Raw genomic sequence first — 22,704 nt, 5'->3', positions numbered from 1 at the left:
GCGCCGGCCCTACGCCCGGAGGATCGCCGTAAGCCTTTCGGCGTCCCGGCGCGCACGCGTGCGGCCAAGGTACACGGCTGCCCCCGTTGCGGCGCCGGCGCCCAGCACGATGGGCAGGACCCACGGGATCCAGGTCAGCCCTGGCAGGTAGCCGAAACCGGCCGCCATCAGGACAATCCAGGTCAACGCCGCCATTGCTACGGCGACCCCGGCGGGCAGGCCTGCGCCATACTTGGCGTGCCGCTTGTCGTTTGCCCAGATGATGAAGCCTGCCGCGGCGGCAGCCAGTACAACGATGGTCAGCGAAAGCATGGATCTCCTTGGGCTTCGGACGCGGTTTTTCGGCCGGGCGCTAGAACTGGCCGAAACCTACGCGCCGTGCCTCTTCTGCGCCGATTTCCACGTAGCCGAGCGCATTTCCGGGAACAATGATCACGCGTCCCTTTTCATCCTTCAGGCGAAGTTCGCTGCCCGCGGTGATGGCTTCCCCCACGACCTTGGCCACAGAAGCCGCGTCCTCGGTTGATTCGAGCACAATTTCGCGGGCAACATTCTGAACGCCGATCTTAATTTCCACAGGGGCCTCCCAGCCAGTCAAAGTTCGTTGGTGATGTCTTATTTGTAGTCTAGGACTCTTTGGGGAAGCGCGAGATTCCGCGCCAAGCTAAACGGTAGATGAGGTCGCTGGCCACATTGATGTCCAGGTTGCCGTCCGTTTCAAGCCAGTACCTGGCACTGACCTGCGCCATCCCGGCCAGTCCCCGGCCCAGCAACTGCGCTTCGAGATGGGGGAGCTTGGTGTCCTCGGCGATGACGCGGGCGATGGCGTCGGCAAATGTTCTGTTGAACGTCTCCAGCCGCGAGCTGACGTCGGGATCGTTGATCAGGTCGGACTCAAACACCAGCCGGTGGGCCTGGTCATCGCTGGCGATGAACTGGAAGTAGGCGCGCATGACGGCCTGAACGCGTTCGTCGTTATCGGTGGTGGAGTTCAGCGCACCCAGCATCAGTTCGGTGAGGGAGGCCAGATGGCTTTCAAGCAAGGCGAGGTACAGCTCGCGTTTTGAGGGAAAATGCTGGTAAAGGACGGGTTTGCTGACGTGCGCCGTCTCGGCAATCTCGTCCATGGCCGCACCGTGGTAGCCGTTGGCCACGAAGACTTCCTGGGCTGCGTTGAGGAGCTGCGCGCGCCGCTCGTCACGCGGAAGCCTGGCCGACCGCTGACCCGCGGGACGCGGGGGAGTTTGCGGTTCGGCGGCTGACGGGCGGTCAGCCCGTGCTTCATGGACCACAGTTGTCCTACTTTCCGTTGCAGTTACTTCCACTTTACTGCGGGGTAATATGACCCGGCAGTATCCGGGGGATACATTGAAGTATGGCTTCGACATTCACCGCAAATGTTTCACCCGTGTCATTGGATCCGCTGGTGGAACCGGGCCCGGACCTTACCCCTGCCGAGGTGGAGCGCTATTCCCGGCACCTCATCATCCCCGAGATCGGCTCGGTGGGTCAGCGGCGGCTCAAGAATGCGAAAGTGCTCGTTATCGGTGCCGGCGGGCTCGGCTCCCCGGCACTCCTGTATCTTGCGGCCGCCGGCGTCGGAACGCTGGGAATCATCGACGACGACGACGTTGACCTTAGCAACCTGCAGCGCCAGGTCATCCATGGCGTGGCGGATGTTGGCCGCCCCAAAATCGAGTCCGCCCGGGACGCCATCGCGGCCCTCAACCCGCTGGTGGACGTGCGGCTGCACAATGTCCGGCTGGACGCGTCCAACGCGCTGGAGCTGTTCGCCGGCTACGACCTGATCCTCGACGGCGCGGACAACTTCGCCACCCGCTACCTGGTCAACGACGCCGCCGCCATCCTGGGCAAACCCTACGTCTGGGGTTCCATCTTCCGGTTCGACGGCCAGGTGAGTGTCTTCTGGGAGAAGTTCGGGCCCACCTATCGGGATCTCTACCCTGAGGCGCCGCCGGCAGGCTCGGTGCCCTCGTGCGGCGAGGGCGGCGTGTTCGGCATGCTGTGCGCAGCCGTGGGATCGCTTATGGTGACGGAGGCAGTCAAGCTGATTACCGGCGTCGGACGTTCCCTGTTGGGCCGTGTGGCACTGTTTGACGCCTTGGGCGGAAGCTGGCGCGAGATCCGTGTTTCAAAGGACCCCGCGGCCGCGCCCATCACGGAGCTGACCGACTACGAGGCCTTCTGTGGCGTCACGCCGGCGGCCCCCTCCGACACGGAGCACACCGTCACGGCCACCCAGCTGGCCACCATGCTCGCCGCGCGCAAGGCGGGGCTGAAGGACTTTGAGCTGGTGGACGTCCGCGAAGCGGGGGAGTTCGACATCGTCCGGATCGACGGCGCGAAGCTCATCCCGCAGGGCCGGATCCTTGCAGGCGAGGCGTGGAATGAGCTCCCGCAGGACAGGGATATTGTGTTCCACTGCAAGGCCGGGTCGCGTTCGGCCAATGTGCTCGCCGCGGCGCAGAAGGCGGGCTACCAGCGGGTGAGCCATCTCGACGGCGGCATCCTCGCCTGGGTGCGCGAGGTGGAACCCCACAAGCCCGTTTACTGATCCCCGCCCCTTTCAGCCCTCTCTCACTTGACGTGCCTTCTAACACGACGCTCTCGCACTTAATGCGCTGTTTTGAGGGATGCTCTCTCACTTTCCTGAGGCAAGTGAGAGAGCATCGCCGGAAAGGGCGCATTAAGTGAGAGAGCATCGCCGGAAAGGGCGCATTAAGTGAGAGAGGGTCCGCGCGGCGGGAGGCGCGGTCAGGCGGTTTCGAGGCCCCGGTGGTCCACGGGGCATTCGGCCTGCGGCGCCACCGATGCCGGCTGCTCCACGGTGATGCCGTAGAGGGCTTCCAGGGCGGCCACGTAGTCATCCTGCTGGCCGTTGGCGGCAAGTTCGCGGGCCCGCACCGTGGGCACATGGAGAAGCTGCTTGACCATGCGGCGGAGTGCGAACTCCACTTCCTCGGCAGCGGCGGTGCAGCCGTGCCGGGCCCGGACTTTTTCCATTTCGGAGTCCAGGACGCTCATGGTGTGGCGGCGGAGCGCAACGATCGCGGAATCCACGGAGCGGGCCTCGCGTTCCTGCTCGAACGCCTTGGCGGCGCCGCTGACGATTCCGCTGGCCTGGGCAAGCGACTCGGCCTGTTCCTGGGGTGCGGCGAGGCGTACCGATTCCAGGGTGAGCAGCTCCACGCCGTCAAGCTCGCCGACCCCCGGATCGAAGTCGTGGGTGAGCGCAAGGTCGATGGCGATCAGGGGCTGCGGGGAGTCGGCCCGGACTTCGGCCAGCTCGTCGGCCTCCACCCGGGTGTCGGAACCGCTGCAGCCGATCATCACGTCTGCTGCCGCGACCGCCGGCCGGAGTGAATCGGCGTCCAGCGCCGTGCCGCCGCGGGTGGCAACAAATCCTTCGGCGCGGCCGGACGAGGAGAAAACCGAGATGTCGGTGCAGCCGCGTTCACGCAGGAGCGCCATGGTGGCCCCGGCGTAGGCGCCGGTACCGAAGACCACAACCTTCTTGCTGGTCCAGTCCGGGTTTTCGGAAAGATCAGTGGCCAGGTCGAGTGCGACGGAAACGATCGAGAGGCCACGGGAACCGAGGGCAGTCTGTGCTCCCACGTCCTTGGCGGTCTTGGACGCCGCCTGGAAAAGCCGGACCAAACCGGAGCTTGCCGTGCCTTCATGCTGGGCGGTGATCAGTGCGCGCCGTACCTGTCCGGCGATCTCCCGCTCTCCGACCACTGCGGAGTCCAGGCCGGCGCTGACGGCAAAGAGGTGCTGGCTGACTTCAGGACCCGTGCGGGTGCTGAAGGAGCGTGAGACGAGCGGTTCGCTCAGTCCGCTGGTTTCGCTGATCTTGGCCACCAGGGCGGCGCGGGCCGCCTCCACATCGTCAGGCCGGGCGGCTTCGCCATAGATTTCGTAGCGGTTGCAGGTGGCAAGGACAATCGCACCCGTCACTGCCGTCGATCCGGAGAGGGCGGATGTGGCGATCTCCGAAGAACCGTTGCTCAACTGAGCAACGGTCTCAAGATCGATGTCGGCGTGTGTAGCCACCAATGAAAAAAGAACCACAGCAGGTCAATCATAGCTTTTTCGTTACTCGGTAGAACAACTCCCCGGGCTGCCGGACGGGAGCGCGGGCTGTGATTCCTGCCACGGCGCGGCGGCAGGGCTCCCGCGTGACACTTTGTCGTTATCTTTTGCAGTCATTTTTCGGCACAATCAAAGGCATGACTTCCAGCCCCGCCACATCCGCTGCCGGCGTCCTCGCCGCAGACCACCCGCTGGTGGATGGCCGCACCGCAGACTCACCCCTCATCACGGCCTACCGCGGAGGCAAGCCGTCCCGGCGTCCCGTCTGGTTCATGCGCCAGGCCGGACGTTCACTGCCGGAGTACCTGAAGGTCCGCGAAGGCGTCGCCATGCTGGACTCCTGCCTGCGCCCCGAACTGGCTTCCGAGATCACCCTCCAGCCCGTCCGCCGCCACGACGTTGACGCCGGCATCTTCTTCTCCGACATCGTCATTCCCCTGAAGCTCGCCGGCGTGGGCGTGGACATCGTTCCGGGCGTGGGGCCGGTCCTGGACACCCCGGTCCGCACTGCTGCGGACGTGGCGGCGCTGCCGCAGCTCACCTGGGAATCGCTGGAACCCATCCGTGAAGCGGTCCGGCTCACCGTGGCCGAGCTCGGCAAGACACCGTTGATCGGCTTTGCGGGCGCACCCTTTACCCTTGCCGCCTACATGGTGGAGGGAAAGCCGTCCCGCGACCACCTGGGTCCGCGCACCATGATGCACGCTGATCCGGAAACCTGGCACGCCCTGGCCAACTGGGCCGCGGACGCCTCCGGAATGTTCCTCCAGGCACAGCTTGAGGCCGGTGCCTCGGCGGCCCAGCTCTTTGACTCCTGGGCCGGTTCCCTGGGCCTGGCGGACTACACGAAGTACGTGGCGCCGGCCTCGGGCCGCGCCCTGGACCATGTCCGGCACCTCGGGGCGCCGCTGATCCACTTCGGCACCGGAACGTCAGAGCTCCTGGTGGCAATGCGGGATGTGGGTGTGGACGTTGTGGGCGTGGACTACCGGCTTCCGCTCGATGAGGCGAACCGCCGGCTGGGCGGCACGGTGCCGCTGCAGGGAAACATCGACCCCGCCCTGCTCCCTGCTCCGTGGGAAATCCTTGAGGCCCACGTCCGCGACGTCATAGCCGCAGGCGCGGCTGCTCCCGGGCACGTGGTCAACCTGGGGCACGGCGTTCCGCCGGAGACGGACCCCGCCGTCCTCACCCGCGTGGTTGAACTTATCCACTCCATCTCCCCGGAGTAGGCCGATGGGCAGTACGTCGGCAACAACCGGGACGGCACTGGTGCTGGGCGGCGGCATCTCGGGACTGCTGTCCGCCCGCGGGCTGGCGTCCGCCGGGTACCAAGTGACGCTCCTTGAAGCCGGAGCTGAATGGGGCGGCTGCGTGGGCAGCCACACGGTGGCCGGCCTGACCCTTGACAGCGGCGCCGAATCCTTCGCCACCCGGTCCGACGCTGTCTCAGCGCTGGCCGCTGAGCTGGGACTGTCGGCCAAGATCGTGCCGCCCCGCCCGGGGGGTGCCTGGGTCCAGCTCCCGGACGGCCCGCGCGAGTTGCCGAAGACAGGTGTGCTGGGAATTCCGGCCAACCCGTGGGATCCCGAAGTCCGGCGTTCGCTCGGCCTCATCGGCACCCTCCGGGCCTCCCTTGATAAGTTCCTCCCGGCTTCGGTTGGGACCACAGCGGACGTTATCAGTGTCTCGGCACTGGTCAAGGCGCGCATGGGCACCCGTGTCCTGGAGCGGCTGGTGGCGCCGGTTGTGGGCGGCGTCCACTCGGCGGATCCCGGGATGCTCGACGTCGACATGGTGGCACCCGGGCTGCGCGAGGGGCTGCGGAGGCACGGGTCCCTGGCCGCCGCCGTCTCCGCCCAGCGCCGCATGGGGGCTGCTCCTGCCGCGCAGGGGGACACGCCGGCCCCTGCCGGTCCGGCCAAGGCAGGCTCCGCGGTTGCGGGGCTGGAGGGCGGCATGCACACGCTCGTCTCCGCCCTGGTCTCCGACCTCCGCCGCCGGGGAGTCAGGCTGCTGCCCGGCACCCCGGCCGAGTCTGTGATCCGCACCCCTGAAGGCTGGCGCGTCAGGTCGGCAGGAGCAACGTTCGACGCCGGCCTGCTGGTAGTGGCAGTGGACGGTCCGGCCGCCGTCGGACTGCTTGAAGACGCGGTGCCCGGCCTTGCGGGGAAGCGGCCGCCGGCAGGCCCGGACGTCAAGCTTGTCACGCTGGTCCTGGTCGGCCATGAACTTGACCGCCGGCCGCGCGGCTCAGGCGTCCTGGTGGCACCGCAGACTCCCGGTATTGAAGCGAAGGCACTGACGCACGCGACCGGAAAGTGGGACTGGCTGGCCGATGCCGCCGGGCCGGGACGGCACGTGGTCCGGCTCTCGTACGGGCGCGTGGACGGGGCCGGCGAACAGTCCGGTGGCCCGGACACGGATGAAGGACTCCTGGCCGCGTCGCTGCGCGATGCCCGGGCCCTGCTGGGCGTCCCCATCACCAGGGAAAACCTGATGGGCTGGGACGTGGTCCGCTGGCGCGGGTCGCTGCCGTTCGCCGCCGTAGGCCATCAAGCGCGGGTGGCCGAAATCCGGGAAGCCTGCGCGTCGGCGGGGAACTTGGCCGTGGTGGGAGGCTGGGTGGCCGGCAACGGGCTTGCCGCCGTGGTGTCCGACACGAACGAACAGATCCGGGCCCTGGCCCGCTAGATGTCGCCGCTGGTCAGCGGCGCAGCAGGGCGTTACGGCGCCGCGCAGGTGTTGCGGCCGGGCACTTCGCCGGTTTCCGTTTCCCCTTCCGATATGGCTAGGGTCGATGACTATGGTTTACATCAGGTCCGAACTTTTCACATCCCGGACCGGTATCCATGGGGGGCTCCGGCGCGGCACTGCGGCTGCGGCAGTCGGAGCGGTACTGGTCCTTGCAGCAGGCGTTCCGGCGTCCCACGGTGATGACGGGAATCCGCAATCCGGCGTCGATGCCGGCCCGGGCCAGGACGCCACGGGCCAGGACGCCCCGGGCCAGGGCCGGGATGGGAAGGAAGCGCGGCAGGCGGCAAGCCTTTCGGTATTGTCCGTCCCCACAGCGCTCCTGCCGGCGGTCACGACTTCGCTGGCGCCGGCCGTGACCACGGCTCCCACGACAGCTTCCTTGGCACTTCCGGCACCCTTGCCGTCGATACCACTCCCGACGCCGTCGGACGTTCCGCTTCTCCCGGCCGCGACGGCTCCGGCAGCAATCGTTCCGGTGCCATCCTCGCCATCGCCGGAGTCCCAGGCCCAGGAGCTTCCCGCAGCCGAGGCTCCTGCCGCCCCCACCCCGGAAACCGTTGCCCAGGCCGCGGCTCCGGGTACGGTGCCCGTGCCGTCGTCGGAATCTGCCGGAGAGGTGAACGGCGCCGCGGCAGCCGGCGGAAACCCGCCCGCGATGGAACTGCCGGCAGGCGACAGCGGAGCCGGCCAGGCCGGGCCCGGTGGGGAATCCGTGGCCGGGGCTGAAGCGCCGGTACCCGCGGCCGCAACGCAGGCTGCCGCCGCACCACAGGAAGCCGGAGGCCCCGCCCCGCAGGCCGCGGGCGTCCCCCGCAGCGCGGCGCAGAGTGTTGGCGCCATCGTCAAGTCGCAGCCGGAACTGGAAGCCGTGATGGTCGGGCTCGGCGTTGGCCTGGTGGGCCTCGCTGCCGCGGCCGGTGCAGCCTACTTCCGAATGCGGAAGCCGTAGCCGAAACCGACGGATGCCGCATGCAGTCCCGGCGCCGGCGTGACTTTAATCACTTCTACCGCTTGTAGAAGTCGCTGGTTTCGCCTTGGTGGGCAGAAGGGGGCAAACTTGTAACCATGAGCCACACTTCTGCCGAATCTGTCACTAAAACCGAAGAATCAGCCGAGCAGTTTTTCACCCTCTGGACGGTATTCAAGCGCTCCGAAAACCTGATCCGCAGCGCCGACGCCGCCGCTGACTTCGAGACCCTGCTGGAGCGGCTTGCCCACGCCGGGGTGACCCACCGCGGAAGCTACGACGTCTCCGCGATGCGGGCTGACGCCGACGTCATGGTGTGGCTCCACGGCCCGAAGCCGGAAGCCCTGCAGCAGGCCATCCGGGATATCCGCCGCTGCAGCCTGTTTGCCGGCACAGAGATTGTGTGGTCCGCCATGGGCGTGCACCGCGAGGCCGAGTTTGCGAAGAACCACACCCCGGCGTTCTCCCGTGGGGTTGCGCCGGCGGAGTGGCTGTGCGTCTACCCCTTCGTCCGGTCCTACGAGTGGTACATCCTCCCCGAGGACGAGCGGGGCGCCATGCTACGCGAGCACGGCCTCCTGGGCCGGGAGTTCCCGCAGGTCATCTCCAACACCGTTTCTTCGTTCGCCCTGGGCGACTGGGAATGGATCCTGGGCCTTGAGGCCCCGGAACTGGTGGACCTGGTGGACCTGATGCGCCACCTGCGCAACACCGAGGCCCGCAACCACGTCCGTGAGGAAGTCCCGTTCTACACCGGACGCCGGATCTCCCCGGCCGAAGTGGCGGAGGTGCTCGCATGAACCTGCCGGTTTCCAGCAACGCCGCCGCCGTCAATCCGGTCACCGAGGCCGGGCGGATGGCGCCCAAGAACTACGACGCCGTGCTCCTCGCCTCTTTCGGCGGGCCGGAAGGCCAGGAGGACGTCATCCCGTTCCTCCGCAACGTCACCCGCGGCCGGGGCATCCCGGACGAGCGGCTGGAAGAGGTCTCGCACCACTACCGCGCCAACGGCGGCATCAGTCCCATCAACCAGCAGAACCGCGAGCTCAAGGCTGCCCTGGAGGCGGAACTCGCCGCCCGGGGAATCGACCTGCCCGTCCTCTGGGGCAACCGCAACTGGGCACCGTACATCCCGCAGACCCTGCAGGACGCGTACGACGCCGGCCACCGCCGACTGCTGATGATCACCACGAGTGCCTACTCCTGTTACTCCAGCTGCCGCCAGTACCGCGAGGACATCGGCATGGCCTTGACGGAGACCGGCCTGGACGGCCGGCTGGAAGTGGACAAGGTGCGCCAGTACTTCGACCACCCCGGCTTCGTGGAGCCCTTCATTGAGGGCACCGCTGCAGGCCTCGCCGACGTCCGGGAAAAGCTCGCAGCGGCCGGCACTCCCGATGCGCCCGTCCAGATCCTGTTCGCCACCCACTCCATTCCCACCCGGGACGCGGAAGCGGCCGGCCGGTCCGAAGGCGAACCCCGCGAGTTCGAGGAAGGCTCGGCCTACGTGGCCCAGCACCTTGCCACCGCGGATGCCGTCATCCAGCGCGTCAAGGACGAAACCGGCCTGACCGCCCCCTGGTCCCTGGTGTACCAGTCACGCTCCGGCGCTCCGCACGTGCCATGGCTCGAGCCGGATATCAATGACGCCATCGAGGAGCTGGCCGGCCAGGGCGTCAAGGGCATCGTCATTGTGCCGCTGGGGTTCGTCAGCGACCACATGGAAGTTGTCTGGGACCTTGACACCGAGGCCCTGGAAACCTGCGCCAACCTTGGCCTCGCCGCCACCCGCGTCCCCACGCCGGGCACGCACCGCAAATTCGTCAACGGCCTGGTGGACCTGATCTCCGAACGCACCGTGGCGAACAACATCAGCGGCCGTCCGGCGCTGACGGACCTCGGTCCCTGGTACGACGTCTGCCGGCCGGGATGCTGCCAGAACTTCCGTGGCGAGAAGCCCACCATCGCCGGAGCAGACACCACCGTTGGCACCGGGCACGACCCCTATCCCGGCGAAGCCGGGACGGGGCAGCCGGCCTCTTCCGGGGGAGCGCCGCAGCAGTGACGGTCCGCATCGGCACCCGTGCCAGCAAGCTGGCGCTCACGCAGACGCAGCAGACGGCAGACCAGCTTGCCGCCGTCGGAGGCTTCCCGGTGGAACTCGTCCACATCAGGACCGACGGCGACGTCCTCACCGGCTCGCTCTCGCAGATGGGGGGCACCGGGGTTTTCGTTGCCGCCCTGCGTGATGCGCTGCTGCGCAATGAATGCGACGTCGCGATCCACTCGCTCAAGGACCTGCCCACCGGGGCGGCAGTGGGGCTCAGCCTCGCGGCCACCCCGCGGCGCGTCGATGTCCGCGACGTCCTGTGTGCCCGCGACGGGCTGAAACTGGCTGACCTTCCCGCAGGTGCCAGGGTGGGTACCGGTTCGCCCCGGCGCGCAGCCCAGCTCCGCACCGCCCGCCCGGACCTGGAGATCGTGGACATCCGCGGCAACGTGGACACCCGCCTGGGGCGGGTTCCCGGGTTGCCGGGCAACACCGTCAGCGACGTGGTTCCGGGCAAGTCCTGCGACCTGGATGCCGTGGTCCTCGCAGCCGCAGGCCTGGAACGCATCAGCCGCCTGGATACGGTCAGCGAGTTCCTCGAAACGGACGTTATGCTGCCCGCTGCAGGCCAGGGCGCGCTCGCCATCGAGTGCCGCACCTCGGACGCTCCGCCGAGGCCCGGCTCCGCAGAAGGTTCGAAGGAAGTCCTGGCGCAGGCGCTGGCTGCGCTGGATGATCCGGACACCCGGCTTGCCGTCACGGCTGAACGGGCCCTGCTTGCACGGCTTGAGGCCGGATGCGCGGCGCCCGTCGGCGCCTACGCTTACCGCAAGGGCAGCCTGCTCCACCTGGAGGCGGCGGTATGTGCCGTGGACGGCACCGCCTCGGTCCGGGACAAGCGCGCCACCGACGGCCTGACAGAGGTGGGTGCCACGCTGCTCGGCATCGAACTTGCCGAAGCACTCCTGGCCGCCGGCGCCGCTGACATAGCGGACCTGCAGGCTTCCTGATCCCGGCCATGCCCAAGGCACCGTTGGCGGGGGCGCGGGTACTCATCACCCGCAGCCCGGAGCGCTCGCTGCCCCTCGTGGAGGCGCTGCGGAAGGCTGGAGCCGACGCATTGCTGCTGCCCTTGATCGACTTCGAACGGGCTCCGGACCAGCATTCCCTTGACGTTGCCTGCGATGCCCTGGCCGCCGGGGCCTTCGACTGGCTGGTAGTCAGCAGTGCCACCACGGTCCATGTGCTCGCTGCCAAGGCCGCCGAACGTGGCCTGGCGCTGGCCCGCTGGATCCCGGCTGCCACCCGCATCGCAGCCGTGGGCGCTGCGACCCGCAGGCTCCTGGAGGCCCATGGGGTTGCTGTGGCCCTGGCGCCGGAGGAGGATCAGTCCGCCGCCGGCCTGCTGTCCGTGTGGCCGGACGGGGGCGGCAAGGTCCTGCTGCCGCAGGCGGACATCGCGCCGCCGCGCCTGGCGGAGGGACTTTCAGGGGCCGGCGGCAGCGTCACCGCCGTCACGGCCTACCGCACGGTGGACTACCCGGCGGCAGCGGAGCGCAGGCTCGCCATCCCGGCGGAGGACGGGGCAGGGGAGGGGCAGCCGCCGTCGTACGCTTTGCTGACCCCGGCAACCGCCGCCGCCGAACTCGCCGCGGGACGCATCGACGCCGTGATCGCCGCTTCACCGAGCGCCGCGCGGCGCCTCCATGAGCTGTTTCCCCTGGGCCGCTGCCGGTTCGTGGCGATTGGACGGCCGACGACGGACCAGGCTTCCGCGCTTGGCTTGCCGGTGGCCGCCATCGCGGCCCGGCCCACGCCGGCCGGGCTTGTTGCTGCCGTGGCGGCAGCCCTCCAGCCGGAACAAGAGGCAGGGAAGCCGCCCTGACGCGGGGGATGCCCGCCAACGGACACCCACCACGCTTGAACCAAAGCAAAGGACAGGATCATGACTTTTCCCAGCGACCGCCCCCGCCGCCTCCGCACCACGCCGGCCATGCGCCGGCTTACCGCCGAAACCCGCCTGGCGCCCGCCGAGTTGATTCTTCCGGCGTTCATCCGCGAAGGCCTGGCCGAACCCAACCCCATCACCTCCATGCCAGGGGTTGTCCAGCACACTACCGACACCCTGAAGCGCGCCGCGGCGGAAGCCGTGGAGCTGGGGCTCGGCGGAATCATGCTGTTCGGCATCCCGGAAACCCGCGACGCCGAGGGATCGGCATCGCTTGACCCGGACGGGGTGCTGAACAAGGCCATCCGGGACGTGCGTGCCGAGGTCGGGGACAGCCTGGTGATCATGAGCGATGTGTGCCTGGACGAGTTCACGGACCACGGGCACTGCGGAGTGCTCGACGCCGACGGCTACGTGGACAACGACCGCACGGTTGGGATCTATGCACGGATGGCCGTGGCCCAGGCAGACGCCGGCGCCCACATGCTGGGGCCCTCCGGAATGATGGACGGCCAGGTTGCCGCGATCCGGTCCGCCCTTGACCAGGCCGGGCACACCAACACCTCCGTCATCGCCTACGCAGCCAAGTACGCGTCGGCGTTCTACGGCCCGTTCCGCGAAGCCGTTGATTCCCAGCTGAAGGGGGACAGGCGGACCTACCAGATGGACGCCGGCAACCGCACCGAGGCCCTGCGCGAAGTGGAACTGGACCTCGCCGAGGGGGCCGACGTCGTCATGGTCAAGCCCGCCATGAGCTACCTGGACATCGTCGCAGACGTCGCCGCCATGAGTCCGGTGCCGGTGGCCGCGTACCAGATCTCCGGAGAGTACGCGATGATCGAGGCCGCGGCCGCCAACGGCTGGATCGACCGGCGCGCCGCCATCACCGAATCGGTACTGGGCATCCGCCGCGCCGGCGCCCACATGGTCCTGACCTACTGGGCCGCCGAACTGGCCGGCTGGCTGAAGGAGTCCTGATGGCTGGCTCACCGACACCCCGGCCCGTCGCTGTTCCGGAGAGTCCCACCGCCCCGGTGGCACCGGACCGGATACTCCTGGGCCTGAACACGTTCGGCGACGTCGGCGAGAATCCGGACGGAAGCCCGCAGCCGCATGCCCGGGTACTCCGCCAGCTGCTTGAAGAGGCTCAGATGGCGGACGCCGTCGGACTCCATGCGTTTGGCGTGGGCGAGCACCACCGCAAGGACTATGCCGTTTCAGCGCCGGAAGTCTTCCTCGCCGCCGCTGCCGCCCGCACCACCCGGATCCGGCTGGGCTCAGCCGTCACGGTCCTGAGCTCCGATGACCCCATCCGCGTGTTCCAGCGTTTCTCCACCGTGGATGCCCTTTCCAACGGCCGCGCTGAAGTCATGCTGGGCCGCGGCTCCTTCATCGAGTCCTTCCCGCTGTTCGGACTGGACCTCGCAGACTACGAGCTCCTGTTCGAGGAAAAACTCGAGCTCTTTGACAAGGTGCGGGCACAGAAACCAGTGCACTGGGAGGGCCGTACCAGGCCGCCCGTGGCCGGGCTGAGCGTGTACCCGCCGCTCGAGCGGCACCTGCTGCCCACCTGGATCGGCGTCGGCGGCACCCCCGAGTCCGTGCTAAGGTGCGCCCAATACGGCTATCCCATCATCTTCGCGATCATCGGCGGGCAGCCGCGTGGCTTCCGGCCGCTGGTGGACCTGTATCGCGAGGCCATGGCCAAGTACGGCCACCCGATGCAGCAGGTTGCCACCCATTCACCCGGACACGTAGCAGAGACCGACGAGCAGGCCAGGGAGGAACTCTTCCCGCACTGGCTGAAGCTGCGGAACAAGCTCGGCGCGGAACGGGGCTGGGGGCCTGCCGGACGGGGCGAGTTTGAGGCGCTGTGCGCTCCGGAAGGGGCGCTGTATGTCGGCTCCCCGGAAACGGTGGCGCGCAAGATCGTGCTGCTGAAACAGAACCTGGGCGTGGACCGCTTCGACCTTAAATACAGCAACGGGCCGCTGCCGCACTCCGCCATGATGCGCTCCATCGAGCTGCTGGGCACGGCCGTGGCGCCGCGCGTGGCTGAACTGCTCGGCACCTGACGCACCCGGCGCCGGCCACCTGAGAGAATAGGAACCATGACTGCCAGCAACCCTCGCAACGAGGAACTCTTCGACCGCGCCCGCCAGTTGATGCCGGGCGGGGTCAACTCACCGGTCCGCGCCTTCGGGTCCGTGGGCGGTACCCCGCGCTTCATGGTCTCCGCCAAGGGACCGTACCTCACGGACGCCGACGGCAAGGAATACGTGGACCTTGTCTGCTCCTGGGGTCCGGCGCTGCTGGGCCACGCCCACCCGGCTGTGCTGGAGGCCGTCCACGCCGCCGTGGACCGCGGCCTGTCCTTCGGAGCGTCCACCCCGGACGAGGCCAACCTGGCGGAAATCGTGAAGGACCGCGTACCCGCCGTCGAGCGCCTCCGGATGGTGTCCACCGGCACCGAAGCCACCATGACCGCCGTGCGCCTGGCCCGCGGCTTCACCGGACGCAACCTCATCATCAAGTTTGCCGGCTGCTACCACGGCCACCTGGACGGGCTCCTTGCCGCCGCAGGGTCCGGCGTCGCCACCCTCGCCCTGCCGGGTTCCGCCGGCGTCACCGAGGCCACGGCCGCAGAAACGCTGGTGCTGCCCTACAACGACCTTGCCGCCGTCAAGGAAGCCTTCGCCACCCACGGGCCCAACATCGCCGCTGTCATCACGGAGGCAGCGCCGGCGAACATGGGCGTGGTGACACCGGAAGAAGGCTTCAACCTGGGCTTGTCCCGCGTCACCCGCGAACACGGGGCGCTGCTCATCGTGGACGAAGTGCTCACCGGGTTCCGCACCGGCTATTCCGGCTACTGGGGCCTGACCGGCGGGGCGCCGGACGCCGCCGAGCCGTGGACGCCGGACCTGCTCACCTTCGGCAAAGTCATCGGCGGAGGGATGCCGACGGCGGCCCTCGGCGGACGTGCCGACGTCATGGACTACCTCGCGCCCACCGGCCCGGTGTACCAGGCGGGAACACTGTCCGGAAACCCTGTGGCGATGGCGGCCGGCGTGGCCACGCTGACTCATGCCACCCGCGATGTCTACTCCTTCATCGACGTCCGTTCGCTGGAACTCTCCTCTGCCCTGTCCGGCGCCCTGGACGCCGCCGGGGTGGACCACTCGATCCAGTTTGCCGGCAACCTCTTCTCGGTGGCCTTCGGCACCTCAGCCAACGGCGTCCACAACTACGCTGACGCCCAGGCGCAGGAGAGCTTCCGCTACGCGCCGTTCTTCCACTCGATGCTGGAGTCCGGGGTGTACCTGCCGCCGTCGGTCTTTGAGGCCTGGTTCCTGTCCGCTGCTCACGACGACGCGGCCATGAACCGGATCTATGATGCACTGCCTGCCGCAGCCAAGGCGGCAGCAGCGGCCCGGGGCTAGAAAGTCCGGAACATCCCGGCCACACATAAAGAAATCCCCGGCTGCGGGCTGCAGCCGGGGATTTCTTTATGTGCTTCGGGAACTACAGGACGTCCGAGAGGAAGCCCTTGAGGCGGTCCGTTGCCGGTGCGGTGAAGATCTGCTCCGGCGGCCCGGATTCGACAACCACTCCGGCGTCCATGAACGTCACGGTGTTCGAGACGTTGCGGGAGAAGCCCATTTCGTGGGTCACCACCACCATGGTCATGCCCCCCTTCGCGAGGTCGGCCATCAGCGCCAGGACTCCCTTAACAAGCTCGGGGTCCAGCGCGGAGGTGGCCTCATCAAAGAACATCACCTCCGGCTTCATGGCAAGTGCCCGGGCGATGGCAACGCGCTGCTGCTGGCCTCCGGAAAGGTTTGCCGGGCGGGCATCGGCCTTGTGCCTCAGGCCCACCAGGTCCAACTGCTCCAGGGCCTCGGCGCGTGCCTGCTCCTTGGAGAGTTTGCGCAGCTTCCGCAGCGCGAGGGATACGTTGTCCACCACGGTCTTGTGCGGGAACAGGTTGAACTGCTGGAACACCATGCCGATCCGTTGCCGCAGCTCGTCCGGGTTGTCCTTCAGGACCGAACGGCCATCCAGGAGGATGTCGCCCTGGTCCGGCTCGATCAGCCGGTTCATGACGCGCAGGAGGGTGGACTTGCCCGACCCCGATGGGCCGATCACCGAGGCAGTGGTGCCCTTCTCCACGTGCAGGTCGATGCCGCGGAGAACATGGTTGTGGCCGAAGGAGAGGTGCAGGTTCTTGCCGGTCAGGGTTCCGGAAGCGAATTCCGTCATGCCTGTGCCCCCTTGCCGATAGGTGCTGCCAGCTCATCCGGTTCCTTCTTTTCCGGCTTGCCGGTTCGCAGCCGGTGGTCGATGAAGTTCACGAAGTGGGTGAGCGGGACGGTCAGGATCAGGTACAGCACACCTGCGGCCACCAGCGGAGACAGGTTGCCGGTGTTGGCCATCGCGTCGTTTCCGATCCGGAAGATCTCCCGGTCCGAGGCGGCAAGCCCGAGCATAAACACCAGTGAGGAATCCTTCAGCAGCGAGATGAACTGGTTTACCAGGGCGGGAAGGACCCGCCGGATTCCCTGCGGCACCACCACGAGGCGCATGGAACTGCCGTAGCTGAAGCCAAGGGCCCGGGAGGCCTCCAGCTGGCCCTTCTCCACACTCTGGATGCCCGAGCGGAAGATCTCGCCGATGTAGGCGGCCGCGATCAGCGTCAAGGCCAGGATGCCCAGGGGGTAGGGGTTCCTGGATCCGGTGATTTCCCGGGCGATGGGACTGAGGCCAATGCCGATGACCAGGATCACCAGGATGGCAGGGAGGCCCCGGAAGATATCGGTGTAGATGCGCGCCACCCAACGGGCGCCCGCGTTGCGGGAAATCCCCATCATGGCGAGCCCGAGCCCCAGCAGGGAGCCGAGGATGCCGGAGGCGACGGCCAATATCAGGGTGTTGGGCAGGCCCACCATGAACAGGGCGGGAATGACTTTGGCCATTTCCTCCCAGTTGAAGAAGGTGTCAGCCAGCTGGTCCAAGAGATCCATGAACGTCCCGGCTCAATCAGCTCTGGGGAACCGTGGCGGCCTTGCTGCCCGGCTTCCAGTCAGAGGGCATCTCGCGGTCCGGGTACCATTCCTTGGTCAGCTTGGTCCAGGTTCCGTCGGCGATGACAGCGTCAAGGCCGGAGTTCAGCGCGTCGATCAGCGGCTGGTTGTCCTTGGCCACCGCGTAGGCAGTGAAGTTCTGCGTGTTGACGACGGATTCGACGATCGCGGTGCCGTCGCCTTCCTTCACCTGGCCGCTGGCCTGCTGCGAAGGAGCCACCCAGGCGTCCACCTGGCCGTTGCGCACGTTGGCGTAAACCGTGGCGTAGTCCGGGAAGCGGATGGGTTCCATCTTCAGGGTGTTGGTCACGTAGTCGTCCTGGACGGTGCCCTGGACGACGCCGATGCGGAGATCGTCCTTAAGGTCGGCAAAGCCCTTGATGCCGCTGTCGGTCTTGGCAACCACGGCCATGAAGCCGAAGTCGTAGCCGTTGGTGAAGCCGACGTTCTGGCGGCGCGCGTCCGTGGTGGAGATGGAGGAGGATCCGACGTCGAACTGCTTGGTGGAAACCTGGGAAAGCAGGGCGGAGAAGTCCGTGGCAACAAACTCGACCTCAAGGCCGAGCTTGCCGGCGATGGCCCGCAGCAGCTCGTTGTCGTAGCCGGTGAACTTGCCCGAGGGGTCAATGAAGATGTTCGGCGGGGCGTCCGACAGGGTGCCCACCTCAAGCTTGCCTTCTGTGTTCAGGCCGAGCTTGGTCTTGTCGATCTGGTCAATCGGGGTGACGGTAGCGGTGGTGTACTTGTCCAGCGTCTGCTGGTCGCTGCCGGCGAGGGCGTCCGTGGGCGTGCCGCTCGGCTGGGCTGATCCTGAACCGCACGCTGCCAGGGAAACCGCGAGGGCGATTGCCACGGGAGCGGTTGTCAGCCACTTCATCGCTTTGATTTTCATCAGTCTGTCGCTTTCATTGAGTCATAAGTCAACCGGGCCGCAAGGCTGCGCTGGTGGCGCCTGGCACCTGCCCGAGGCTGTTCAAGCACTGCATGGCAGGGGTGACCGCAAAACTTTATTGTCTCACTTCAGTGTTTGGCGCCCGTGAGGCGAACAAGTGCTGTCTCTTTAGGCAAACGATCGAAGGAAATTCCGTATAGGCGCTGATGGCCCTCATACTGGAGTCCTGCGGCCCCGTGCGGACGAATCCTTGAGTCCCTCACCGGCCCCGCTGTGTGAGCAGTGCGACTGTGAAATATCTCTCGCCGTGGGCCCTGCCGGAGACGGTCCCGGTCAGAAGCCGGCCGTAGTGGCGTCCTGCGGCGGAAGGACCGGCCAGTCACCTTCGATGACGGCAGCGGGCTTCGTCTTGCGGAGGTAGTCCTGGAAATCGGCTGCCTGGCTTACTGCCCACTCGACCTGCAGCTGGTGCAGCTGGCTGGCCGGCATGCTGAGTTTGGGAAACTTGCCGGCCATGGCGTCCAGGACCCTCAAGGTGGCCAGGGCATCAGCGGCCGACGTATGGGCGTTGTCCAGGACCACGCCGTATTCCTCGCACAACGCCGTGAGGGTCCGCTTGCCCTTCCGGTAGCGGTCCACCTGCTTGTTCATGATGTACGGGTCCAGGACCGGGAAGCGGGTCAGCTGAGGGACCCCGTACCGGGCCGACTCCGCAGCCAGCACCGTGAAGTCATAGCTGGCATTGAAGGCGATGACGGGGGTCCCGTCGTCGAACAGTCCCTGCAGCACGGCCGCAACCTCCCGGGTCACTTCGTGGGCAGGCCTGCCCTCACGGCGTGCCTGTTCGGTGGTGATGCCGTGCACATCACTGGCCTCGGTGGGTATCTCTACCCCGGGATCCGCCAGCCACTCGTGTTCCTGGATGACGTCGCCCGTGTGGTCCACCACCGTCACCGAGGCGGTGACGATGCGTGCAGCCCGGGAGTTGCGCCCTGTGGTTTCGAGGTCGAAGGCTGCGCGGGGGAGGGTGTTCCAGGTGCTCATGCTTCAACGCTAAAGGGCACCACCGACAATTCCGTGGAACGCCACTGCGGCTAGATTGGATCAATGCGGATTGAGTATGTGGAGGCGGTGCTGGCCATTGTGGAACTGGTGCCCGCCGGATCCGCCGTCGCGTATGGCGACGTCGCCGAGCTGTTGGGTTCAGGCGGGCCAAGGCAGGTCGGTGCGGTCATGAGCCGCTACGGGAGCGGAGTCCCCTGGTGGCGGATTCTCAAGGCGAGCGGCCACGCACCGGACGGACACGAGGCTGAGGCCCTCCGCCGCTACCTGGCCGAGGGCACACCCCTGCTGGGCGCCTACCTCGACTTCCAGCGGACCGGCGAGGGGCGCTGGCGGGTGGATCTTTCGGCCGCCCGCTGGGCGCCAAGCGATGCCCAGTTCGACAGGATTGATGTGGTCGCCGGGATGCTGGAGCGGCGGCTGCACAGATTGTCGGCGGCCGATGATGGAATGTCCCTGTGACAGTAACCATGCCCCTCACCGGCCCCCTTGACGAATCCCGGGATGGCTCCGCGGACGGCCCCGCGCGTCATTCCGGTGAACCCGCCGGCCCGGGAGACGGCCGTACGCCCCCGCGGCAGGCCGGAGCTGCAGGAACCGGCCTGCGGCTGCTGCCGCCCCGCCAGGTGCATGCCGTGGCGCCCCTGCTCTCCGCCGACCAGCAGGCGGCCGTCGACGTCCCCCAGGGAACAGGGCCGGTTTTGCTGCCCGGCGCTCCGGGAACTGGCAAGACCACCGTCCTTGTGGAGGCCGCCGTCAGCAGGGTCACCCGTGACGGCGTGGATCCCGAGCGGATACTGATCCTGGCGCCCAGCCGCCTGGCTGCCGATGCCATGCGGGACCGCTTCACGGCCCGGCTGGACAGGAGCCTGAGCACCACCCCCGCGCGGACCTGGGCCTCCTACGCCTTTGACGTGATCCGGCGTGCCAAGGCGGAAGGGATCCTTCCCCTGTCCCGGCCGCCCAGGCTCCTCTCAGGCCCGGAGCAGGACCTCATCATCAAGGAGCTCCTTGAAGGCCATCGCCTGCCCGGCCTGGAGCTTCCCTGGCCCGCCGACATTGAAGGTGCCCTGGAAACCCGGGGCTTCCGGCAGGAAGTCCGGCAGCTGTTCGACCGCATCATCGAGTCGGGCCGTACCCCCGGCGACCTGGTAGGGCTGGGACACGAGTGCCGCAGGCCTGACTGGATCGCCGCTGCGTCCCTGTACGCCGAGTACCGGGACGTCCTGGACCTGCGGATGCCTGAGGCTTTCGATCCGGCCGGCATCATCACGGCAGTACGGCAGATTTTCCAGGACTCTCCCGGCTTCCTGGCGGCGGAACGGGACCAGCTGCAGGTGATCCTGGTGGACGACATCCAGGAAGCCAACCCCGCAGTCTTTGAGCTCTTGGCCGACATCGCCGGCGGGAAGGACTGCTACGTGGCGTTTTCACCGGACACTGTGGTGCAGGGCTTCCGCGGTGCCAGGCCCGACCTGGTGGCAGAACTGCCCGGGCTGCTATCGCCCGGTGCACCCGTGGCGGAGCGTCCACTGCGGTACGCCCACCGGCAAGCGCCCGCGGTGGCCGAAGCCTGGCTTGGAGTGGCCGGGCGGATTTCACAGCGCGCGGGCGGGCAACTGGCCCGGCGGCTTGACCAACCCGACCCTGATCAACCCGACGACGCCAGGCCCCAAGGGGCAGTGGAAGCACACCTTGTTCCGTCCGCCGTGCACGAACTGCGCTACGTTGCCCAGCGCATCCTGGACCAGCACATCAACCACGGGCGCGACCTTGCCGAACTCGCGGTGATCGTGCGCAACGGCGCCCAGGTGAGCGAGTTCCAGCGTTACCTGTCGGGCCAGGGGATTCCTGTGCGGGTCCCGGTGGCGGAGTCCGCGGTCCGGGACGAAGTGGCAGTCCGCCCGCTGCTTGATGCCTTCGCGATTGCACTGGATCCAGCGCTGCTGACCCCGGAGGCCGCAGTATCCCTCCTGACCTCCCGGATCGGCGGTGCCACATCGATCGAGCTCCGCCGGCTGCGGCAGTCGCTGAGGAGGGACGAGATCCTGGGCGGCGGAGGCCGGACCAGCGACGCCCTGCTGGTTGAAGCATTGCTCGAACCCGGCGCACTGGAAACGCTCGGCATCGAAGGCCGTGCCGCACGCCGGGCAGCACGCATGATCCAGGCGGGCCGCCACGCCGCTGCGCAACCTGGCGCCAACGCCGAATCAGTGCTGTGGGCACTCTGGGATGCCACCGGACTCGCCGGTTCCTGGACTGAAACCGCCCTTGCCGGCGGTCCGCACGGCGCGCGTGCGGACCGGGACCTGGATGCCATGATGGCCCTCTTCCACACCGCGGAGCGTTACGTGGACCAGATGCCCGGGGCCGGCCCCGAGCAGTTCCTCGAGTATCTCCTGAACCAGGAGCTTCCCATGGACACCCTCGCTGCCCGTGCCCAGGTGGACGACGCCGTGGAACTGTTGACTCCAGCCAGTGCGGCCGGGCGGGAATGGCCGGTGGTGATAGTGGCGGGCCTCCAGGAAGGTGTGTGGCCCAATACCCGGCTCCGCGGCGAACTTCTGGGAAGTACGCTGTACAGCGACGCGGTGGAACACGGGCCGGGGTACGCCCTGCAGCGTGATCCCCTGAGCCGGCTCCGCGACATCCGGTATGACGAACTGCGAAGCTTTTCCACTGCGGTCTCCCGCGCCCGCGAACTGCTCGTATGCACGGCTGTTTCCTCCGAGGATGACCAGCCGTCCTCCTTCCTGGACTACGTTGTGCCCCTGGAACCGGGCCAGGAGGGCCGTCCGTTCACGGCAGTGCAGCGGCCCATGGCGCTGCGGGCCCTTGTTGCCGAACTCCGGCAGCACGCCCAGCTGGACGGCGGGGACGCTCCGCAGGCGGATGAGGCGGCCAGGGTCCTCGCCCGGCTGGCAAAGGCTGACCCGCCGGTGCCCGGCGCGCATCCGCAGAGCTGGTGGGGCCTTCTTCCGCTGACATCGGCGGCAGCGGTGGTTCCGCCTGGCGGTACCGTCTTTGTCTCACCGTCAAAAGTCGAGACCGTGCAGAAATCCCCGCTTGACTGGTTTATCCAGGCCGCGGGAGGCGAAGCTGCCACTGACTTCGCCCGCAGCCTTGGCACCCTGGTCCACGCCATTGCCCAGGACCTGCCGGATGCCTCGGGCAGTGAGTATGTCGCAGAACTGGTCCGGCGCTGGCCCGCACTGGGAATGAAGGACAACTGGGAGGGCAGGCTGGACTTCCAGCGTGCCGAGTCCATGGTGCGCAAGCTGGCACAGTATGTACTCCTCATGCGAAGCGAAGGCCGAAGCCTGCTCGGAGTGGAACAGGATTTCGACGTCGCCCTCGGAAAGGTTCCTGTCGATGATGCTCCCGCCCGGGACGCTGTCCTGCGCGGCCAGGTGGACAGGCTTGAGGTGGACGCCGAAGGCAGGCTGGTCATCGTGGACCTCAAAACCGGAAAACGCCAGCCCGGTAAGGGGGAACTGTCACGGCATCCCCAGCTCGGCGCCTACCAGGCCGCGGTGCTCGCCGGGGGCTTCCGGGACCGACCGGACAGCCCCGCCGCTCCGCTCCCTGGCGGTGCCGTCCTGGCCCAGCTCGGCACCGGGGCAAAGAATCCCGCCATCCAGCATCAGGACGCCATAGACCCGCAGGAGAACTGGGCGATGGACATGGTGAAGGATGCAGCCGCCGTAATGGGAGGCACCACGTTCGAAGCACGGCACGATCCCTCGAAGGGAAGCCATGGCGGCCACGGCTGCAGGCTCCCCGAGGTGTGTCCGCTGTGCGTGCGCGGAAGGCAAGTGACCGAATGAGGCC

At 67.6% G+C, this 22,704-nt stretch carries 21 protein-coding genes; 13 read left to right on the top strand and 8 right to left on the bottom strand.

What is annotated here, in order from left to right; translation table 11 throughout:
- Nucleotides 1-9: 9 nt before the first annotated feature.
- From U7114_RS04155 to U7114_RS04145, 3 genes are read right to left on the bottom strand one after another with little or no spacing between them, the layout of a single operon-like run.
- Nucleotides 10-312, bottom strand: coding sequence for a hypothetical protein (locus U7114_RS04155; RefSeq protein ID WP_321213977.1), 303 nt, complete (start codon nucleotides 310-312; stop codon nucleotides 10-12).
- A 40-nt stretch (nucleotides 313-352) separates the two neighbouring features.
- Nucleotides 353-577: a DUF3107 domain-containing protein gene (locus U7114_RS04150; RefSeq protein WP_321213976.1), complete on the bottom strand. Its 225-nt coding sequence runs from the start codon at nucleotides 575-577 to the stop codon at nucleotides 353-355.
- Between the two features lie 49 nt (nucleotides 578-626).
- Nucleotides 627-1,292, bottom strand: a complete 666-nt coding sequence (locus U7114_RS04145) for a TetR/AcrR family transcriptional regulator (protein WP_104998498.1) — start codon at nucleotides 1,290-1,292, stop codon at nucleotides 627-629.
- Nucleotides 1,293-1,375: 83 nt separating this feature from the next.
- Between U7114_RS04145 and moeB the strand changes: the two genes are divergently transcribed.
- Entirely contained in the window at nucleotides 1,376-2,575 is a 1,200-nt protein-coding gene (gene moeB / locus U7114_RS04140; RefSeq protein ID WP_323056609.1) for a molybdopterin-synthase adenylyltransferase MoeB, read from the top strand.
- 200 nt (nucleotides 2,576-2,775) lie between these two features.
- Here moeB and U7114_RS04135 read toward each other — a convergent pair whose 3' ends face one another.
- The gene (locus U7114_RS04135; RefSeq protein WP_323056608.1) at nucleotides 2,776-4,092 is read right to left on the bottom strand and encodes a glutamyl-tRNA reductase; all 1,317 of its coding nucleotides are present in this window, start codon (nucleotides 4,090-4,092) and stop codon (nucleotides 2,776-2,778) included.
- 158 nt (nucleotides 4,093-4,250) lie between these two features.
- Here U7114_RS04135 and hemE point away from each other — a divergent pair, with 158 nt between their 5' ends.
- From hemE to hemL, 10 genes are all read left to right on the top strand, one after another.
- The gene (gene hemE / locus U7114_RS04130) at nucleotides 4,251-5,345 is read left to right on the top strand and encodes a uroporphyrinogen decarboxylase (protein ID WP_157241720.1); all 1,095 of its coding nucleotides are present in this window, start codon (nucleotides 4,251-4,253) and stop codon (nucleotides 5,343-5,345) included.
- Nucleotides 5,346-5,349: 4 nt separating this feature from the next.
- Complete coding sequence (hemG, locus tag U7114_RS04125; protein WP_323056607.1) at nucleotides 5,350-6,807, top strand: protoporphyrinogen oxidase; 1,458 nt, start codon at nucleotides 5,350-5,352, stop codon at nucleotides 6,805-6,807.
- A 106-nt stretch (nucleotides 6,808-6,913) separates the two neighbouring features.
- Nucleotides 6,914-7,819, top strand: a complete 906-nt coding sequence (locus U7114_RS04120; RefSeq protein ID WP_323056606.1) for a hypothetical protein — start codon at nucleotides 6,914-6,916, stop codon at nucleotides 7,817-7,819.
- Between the two features lie 116 nt (nucleotides 7,820-7,935).
- Nucleotides 7,936-8,637, top strand: coding sequence for a hydrogen peroxide-dependent heme synthase (gene hemQ, locus U7114_RS04115; protein ID WP_157241723.1), 702 nt, complete (start codon nucleotides 7,936-7,938; stop codon nucleotides 8,635-8,637).
- Nucleotides 8,634-9,902: a ferrochelatase gene (locus U7114_RS04110; protein ID WP_323056605.1), complete on the top strand. Its 1,269-nt coding sequence runs from the start codon at nucleotides 8,634-8,636 to the stop codon at nucleotides 9,900-9,902. Before hemQ ends, U7114_RS04110 begins: the two co-directional genes overlap by 4 nt.
- On the top strand, nucleotides 9,899-10,897 hold the full coding sequence (gene hemC, locus U7114_RS04105; RefSeq protein WP_323056604.1) for a hydroxymethylbilane synthase: 999 nt from the start codon (nucleotides 9,899-9,901) through the stop codon (nucleotides 10,895-10,897). The genes U7114_RS04110 and hemC overlap by 4 nt, the downstream gene beginning before the upstream one ends.
- A gap of 8 nt (nucleotides 10,898-10,905) precedes the next feature.
- Nucleotides 10,906-11,772 carry a uroporphyrinogen-III synthase gene (locus tag U7114_RS04100; protein ID WP_323056603.1) on the top strand — a complete coding sequence of 289 codons (867 nt, stop codon included), beginning with the start codon at nucleotides 10,906-10,908 and terminating at the stop codon, nucleotides 11,770-11,772.
- Nucleotides 11,773-11,832: 60 nt separating this feature from the next.
- Nucleotides 11,833-12,813 carry a porphobilinogen synthase gene (gene hemB / locus U7114_RS04095; RefSeq protein WP_323056602.1) on the top strand — a complete coding sequence of 327 codons (981 nt, stop codon included), beginning with the start codon at nucleotides 11,833-11,835 and terminating at the stop codon, nucleotides 12,811-12,813.
- Complete coding sequence (locus U7114_RS04090) at nucleotides 12,813-13,910, top strand: LLM class flavin-dependent oxidoreductase (protein WP_323056601.1); 1,098 nt, start codon at nucleotides 12,813-12,815, stop codon at nucleotides 13,908-13,910. Before hemB ends, U7114_RS04090 begins: the two co-directional genes overlap by 1 nt.
- A gap of 36 nt (nucleotides 13,911-13,946) precedes the next feature.
- Entirely contained in the window at nucleotides 13,947-15,278 is a 1,332-nt protein-coding gene (hemL, locus tag U7114_RS04085) for a glutamate-1-semialdehyde 2,1-aminomutase (protein WP_323056600.1), read from the top strand.
- Between the two features lie 82 nt (nucleotides 15,279-15,360).
- Here hemL and U7114_RS04080 read toward each other — a convergent pair whose 3' ends face one another.
- The 4 genes from U7114_RS04080 to U7114_RS04065 all read right to left on the bottom strand — a co-directional run bounded on the left by U7114_RS04080 (nucleotide 15,361) and on the right by U7114_RS04065 (nucleotide 18,855).
- Nucleotides 15,361-16,098, bottom strand: coding sequence for an amino acid ABC transporter ATP-binding protein (locus U7114_RS04080; protein WP_157241729.1), 738 nt, complete (start codon nucleotides 16,096-16,098; stop codon nucleotides 15,361-15,363).
- Nucleotides 16,095-16,859, bottom strand: a complete 765-nt coding sequence (locus U7114_RS04075) for an amino acid ABC transporter permease (RefSeq protein WP_104998485.1) — start codon at nucleotides 16,857-16,859, stop codon at nucleotides 16,095-16,097. The genes U7114_RS04080 and U7114_RS04075 overlap by 4 nt, the downstream gene beginning before the upstream one ends.
- A 16-nt stretch (nucleotides 16,860-16,875) precedes the next feature.
- Nucleotides 16,876-17,811 carry a substrate-binding periplasmic protein gene (locus U7114_RS04070; protein ID WP_157241730.1) on the bottom strand — a complete coding sequence of 312 codons (936 nt, stop codon included), beginning with the start codon at nucleotides 17,809-17,811 and terminating at the stop codon, nucleotides 16,876-16,878.
- A gap of 333 nt (nucleotides 17,812-18,144) precedes the next feature.
- Nucleotides 18,145-18,855, bottom strand: coding sequence for a 3'-5' exonuclease (locus U7114_RS04065; protein ID WP_157241731.1), 711 nt, complete (start codon nucleotides 18,853-18,855; stop codon nucleotides 18,145-18,147).
- A 63-nt stretch (nucleotides 18,856-18,918) separates the two neighbouring features.
- Here U7114_RS04065 and U7114_RS04060 point away from each other — a divergent pair, with 63 nt between their 5' ends.
- Together U7114_RS04060 and U7114_RS04055 are read left to right on the top strand one after the other, a co-directional pair.
- A complete protein-coding gene (locus U7114_RS04060) occupies nucleotides 18,919-19,335 on the top strand; it encodes an MGMT family protein (protein ID WP_323056599.1) in 417 nt (138 codons plus the stop codon).
- Nucleotides 19,332-22,700 (top strand): ATP-dependent DNA helicase, encoded by a 3,369-nt coding sequence (locus tag U7114_RS04055; protein ID WP_323056598.1) that lies wholly within the window; start codon nucleotides 19,332-19,334, stop codon nucleotides 22,698-22,700. The genes U7114_RS04060 and U7114_RS04055 overlap by 4 nt, the downstream gene beginning before the upstream one ends.
- Nucleotides 22,701-22,704 lie beyond the last annotated feature (4 nt).

Source organism: Pseudarthrobacter sp. C1 (assembly GCF_034720455.1).
In the GTDB taxonomy this organism is placed as follows: Bacteria; Actinomycetota; Actinomycetes; order Actinomycetales; family Micrococcaceae; genus Arthrobacter.
The sequence above is the reverse complement of the archived record's forward strand: the minus strand, read 5'-3'. Positions and strand labels throughout refer to the sequence as shown.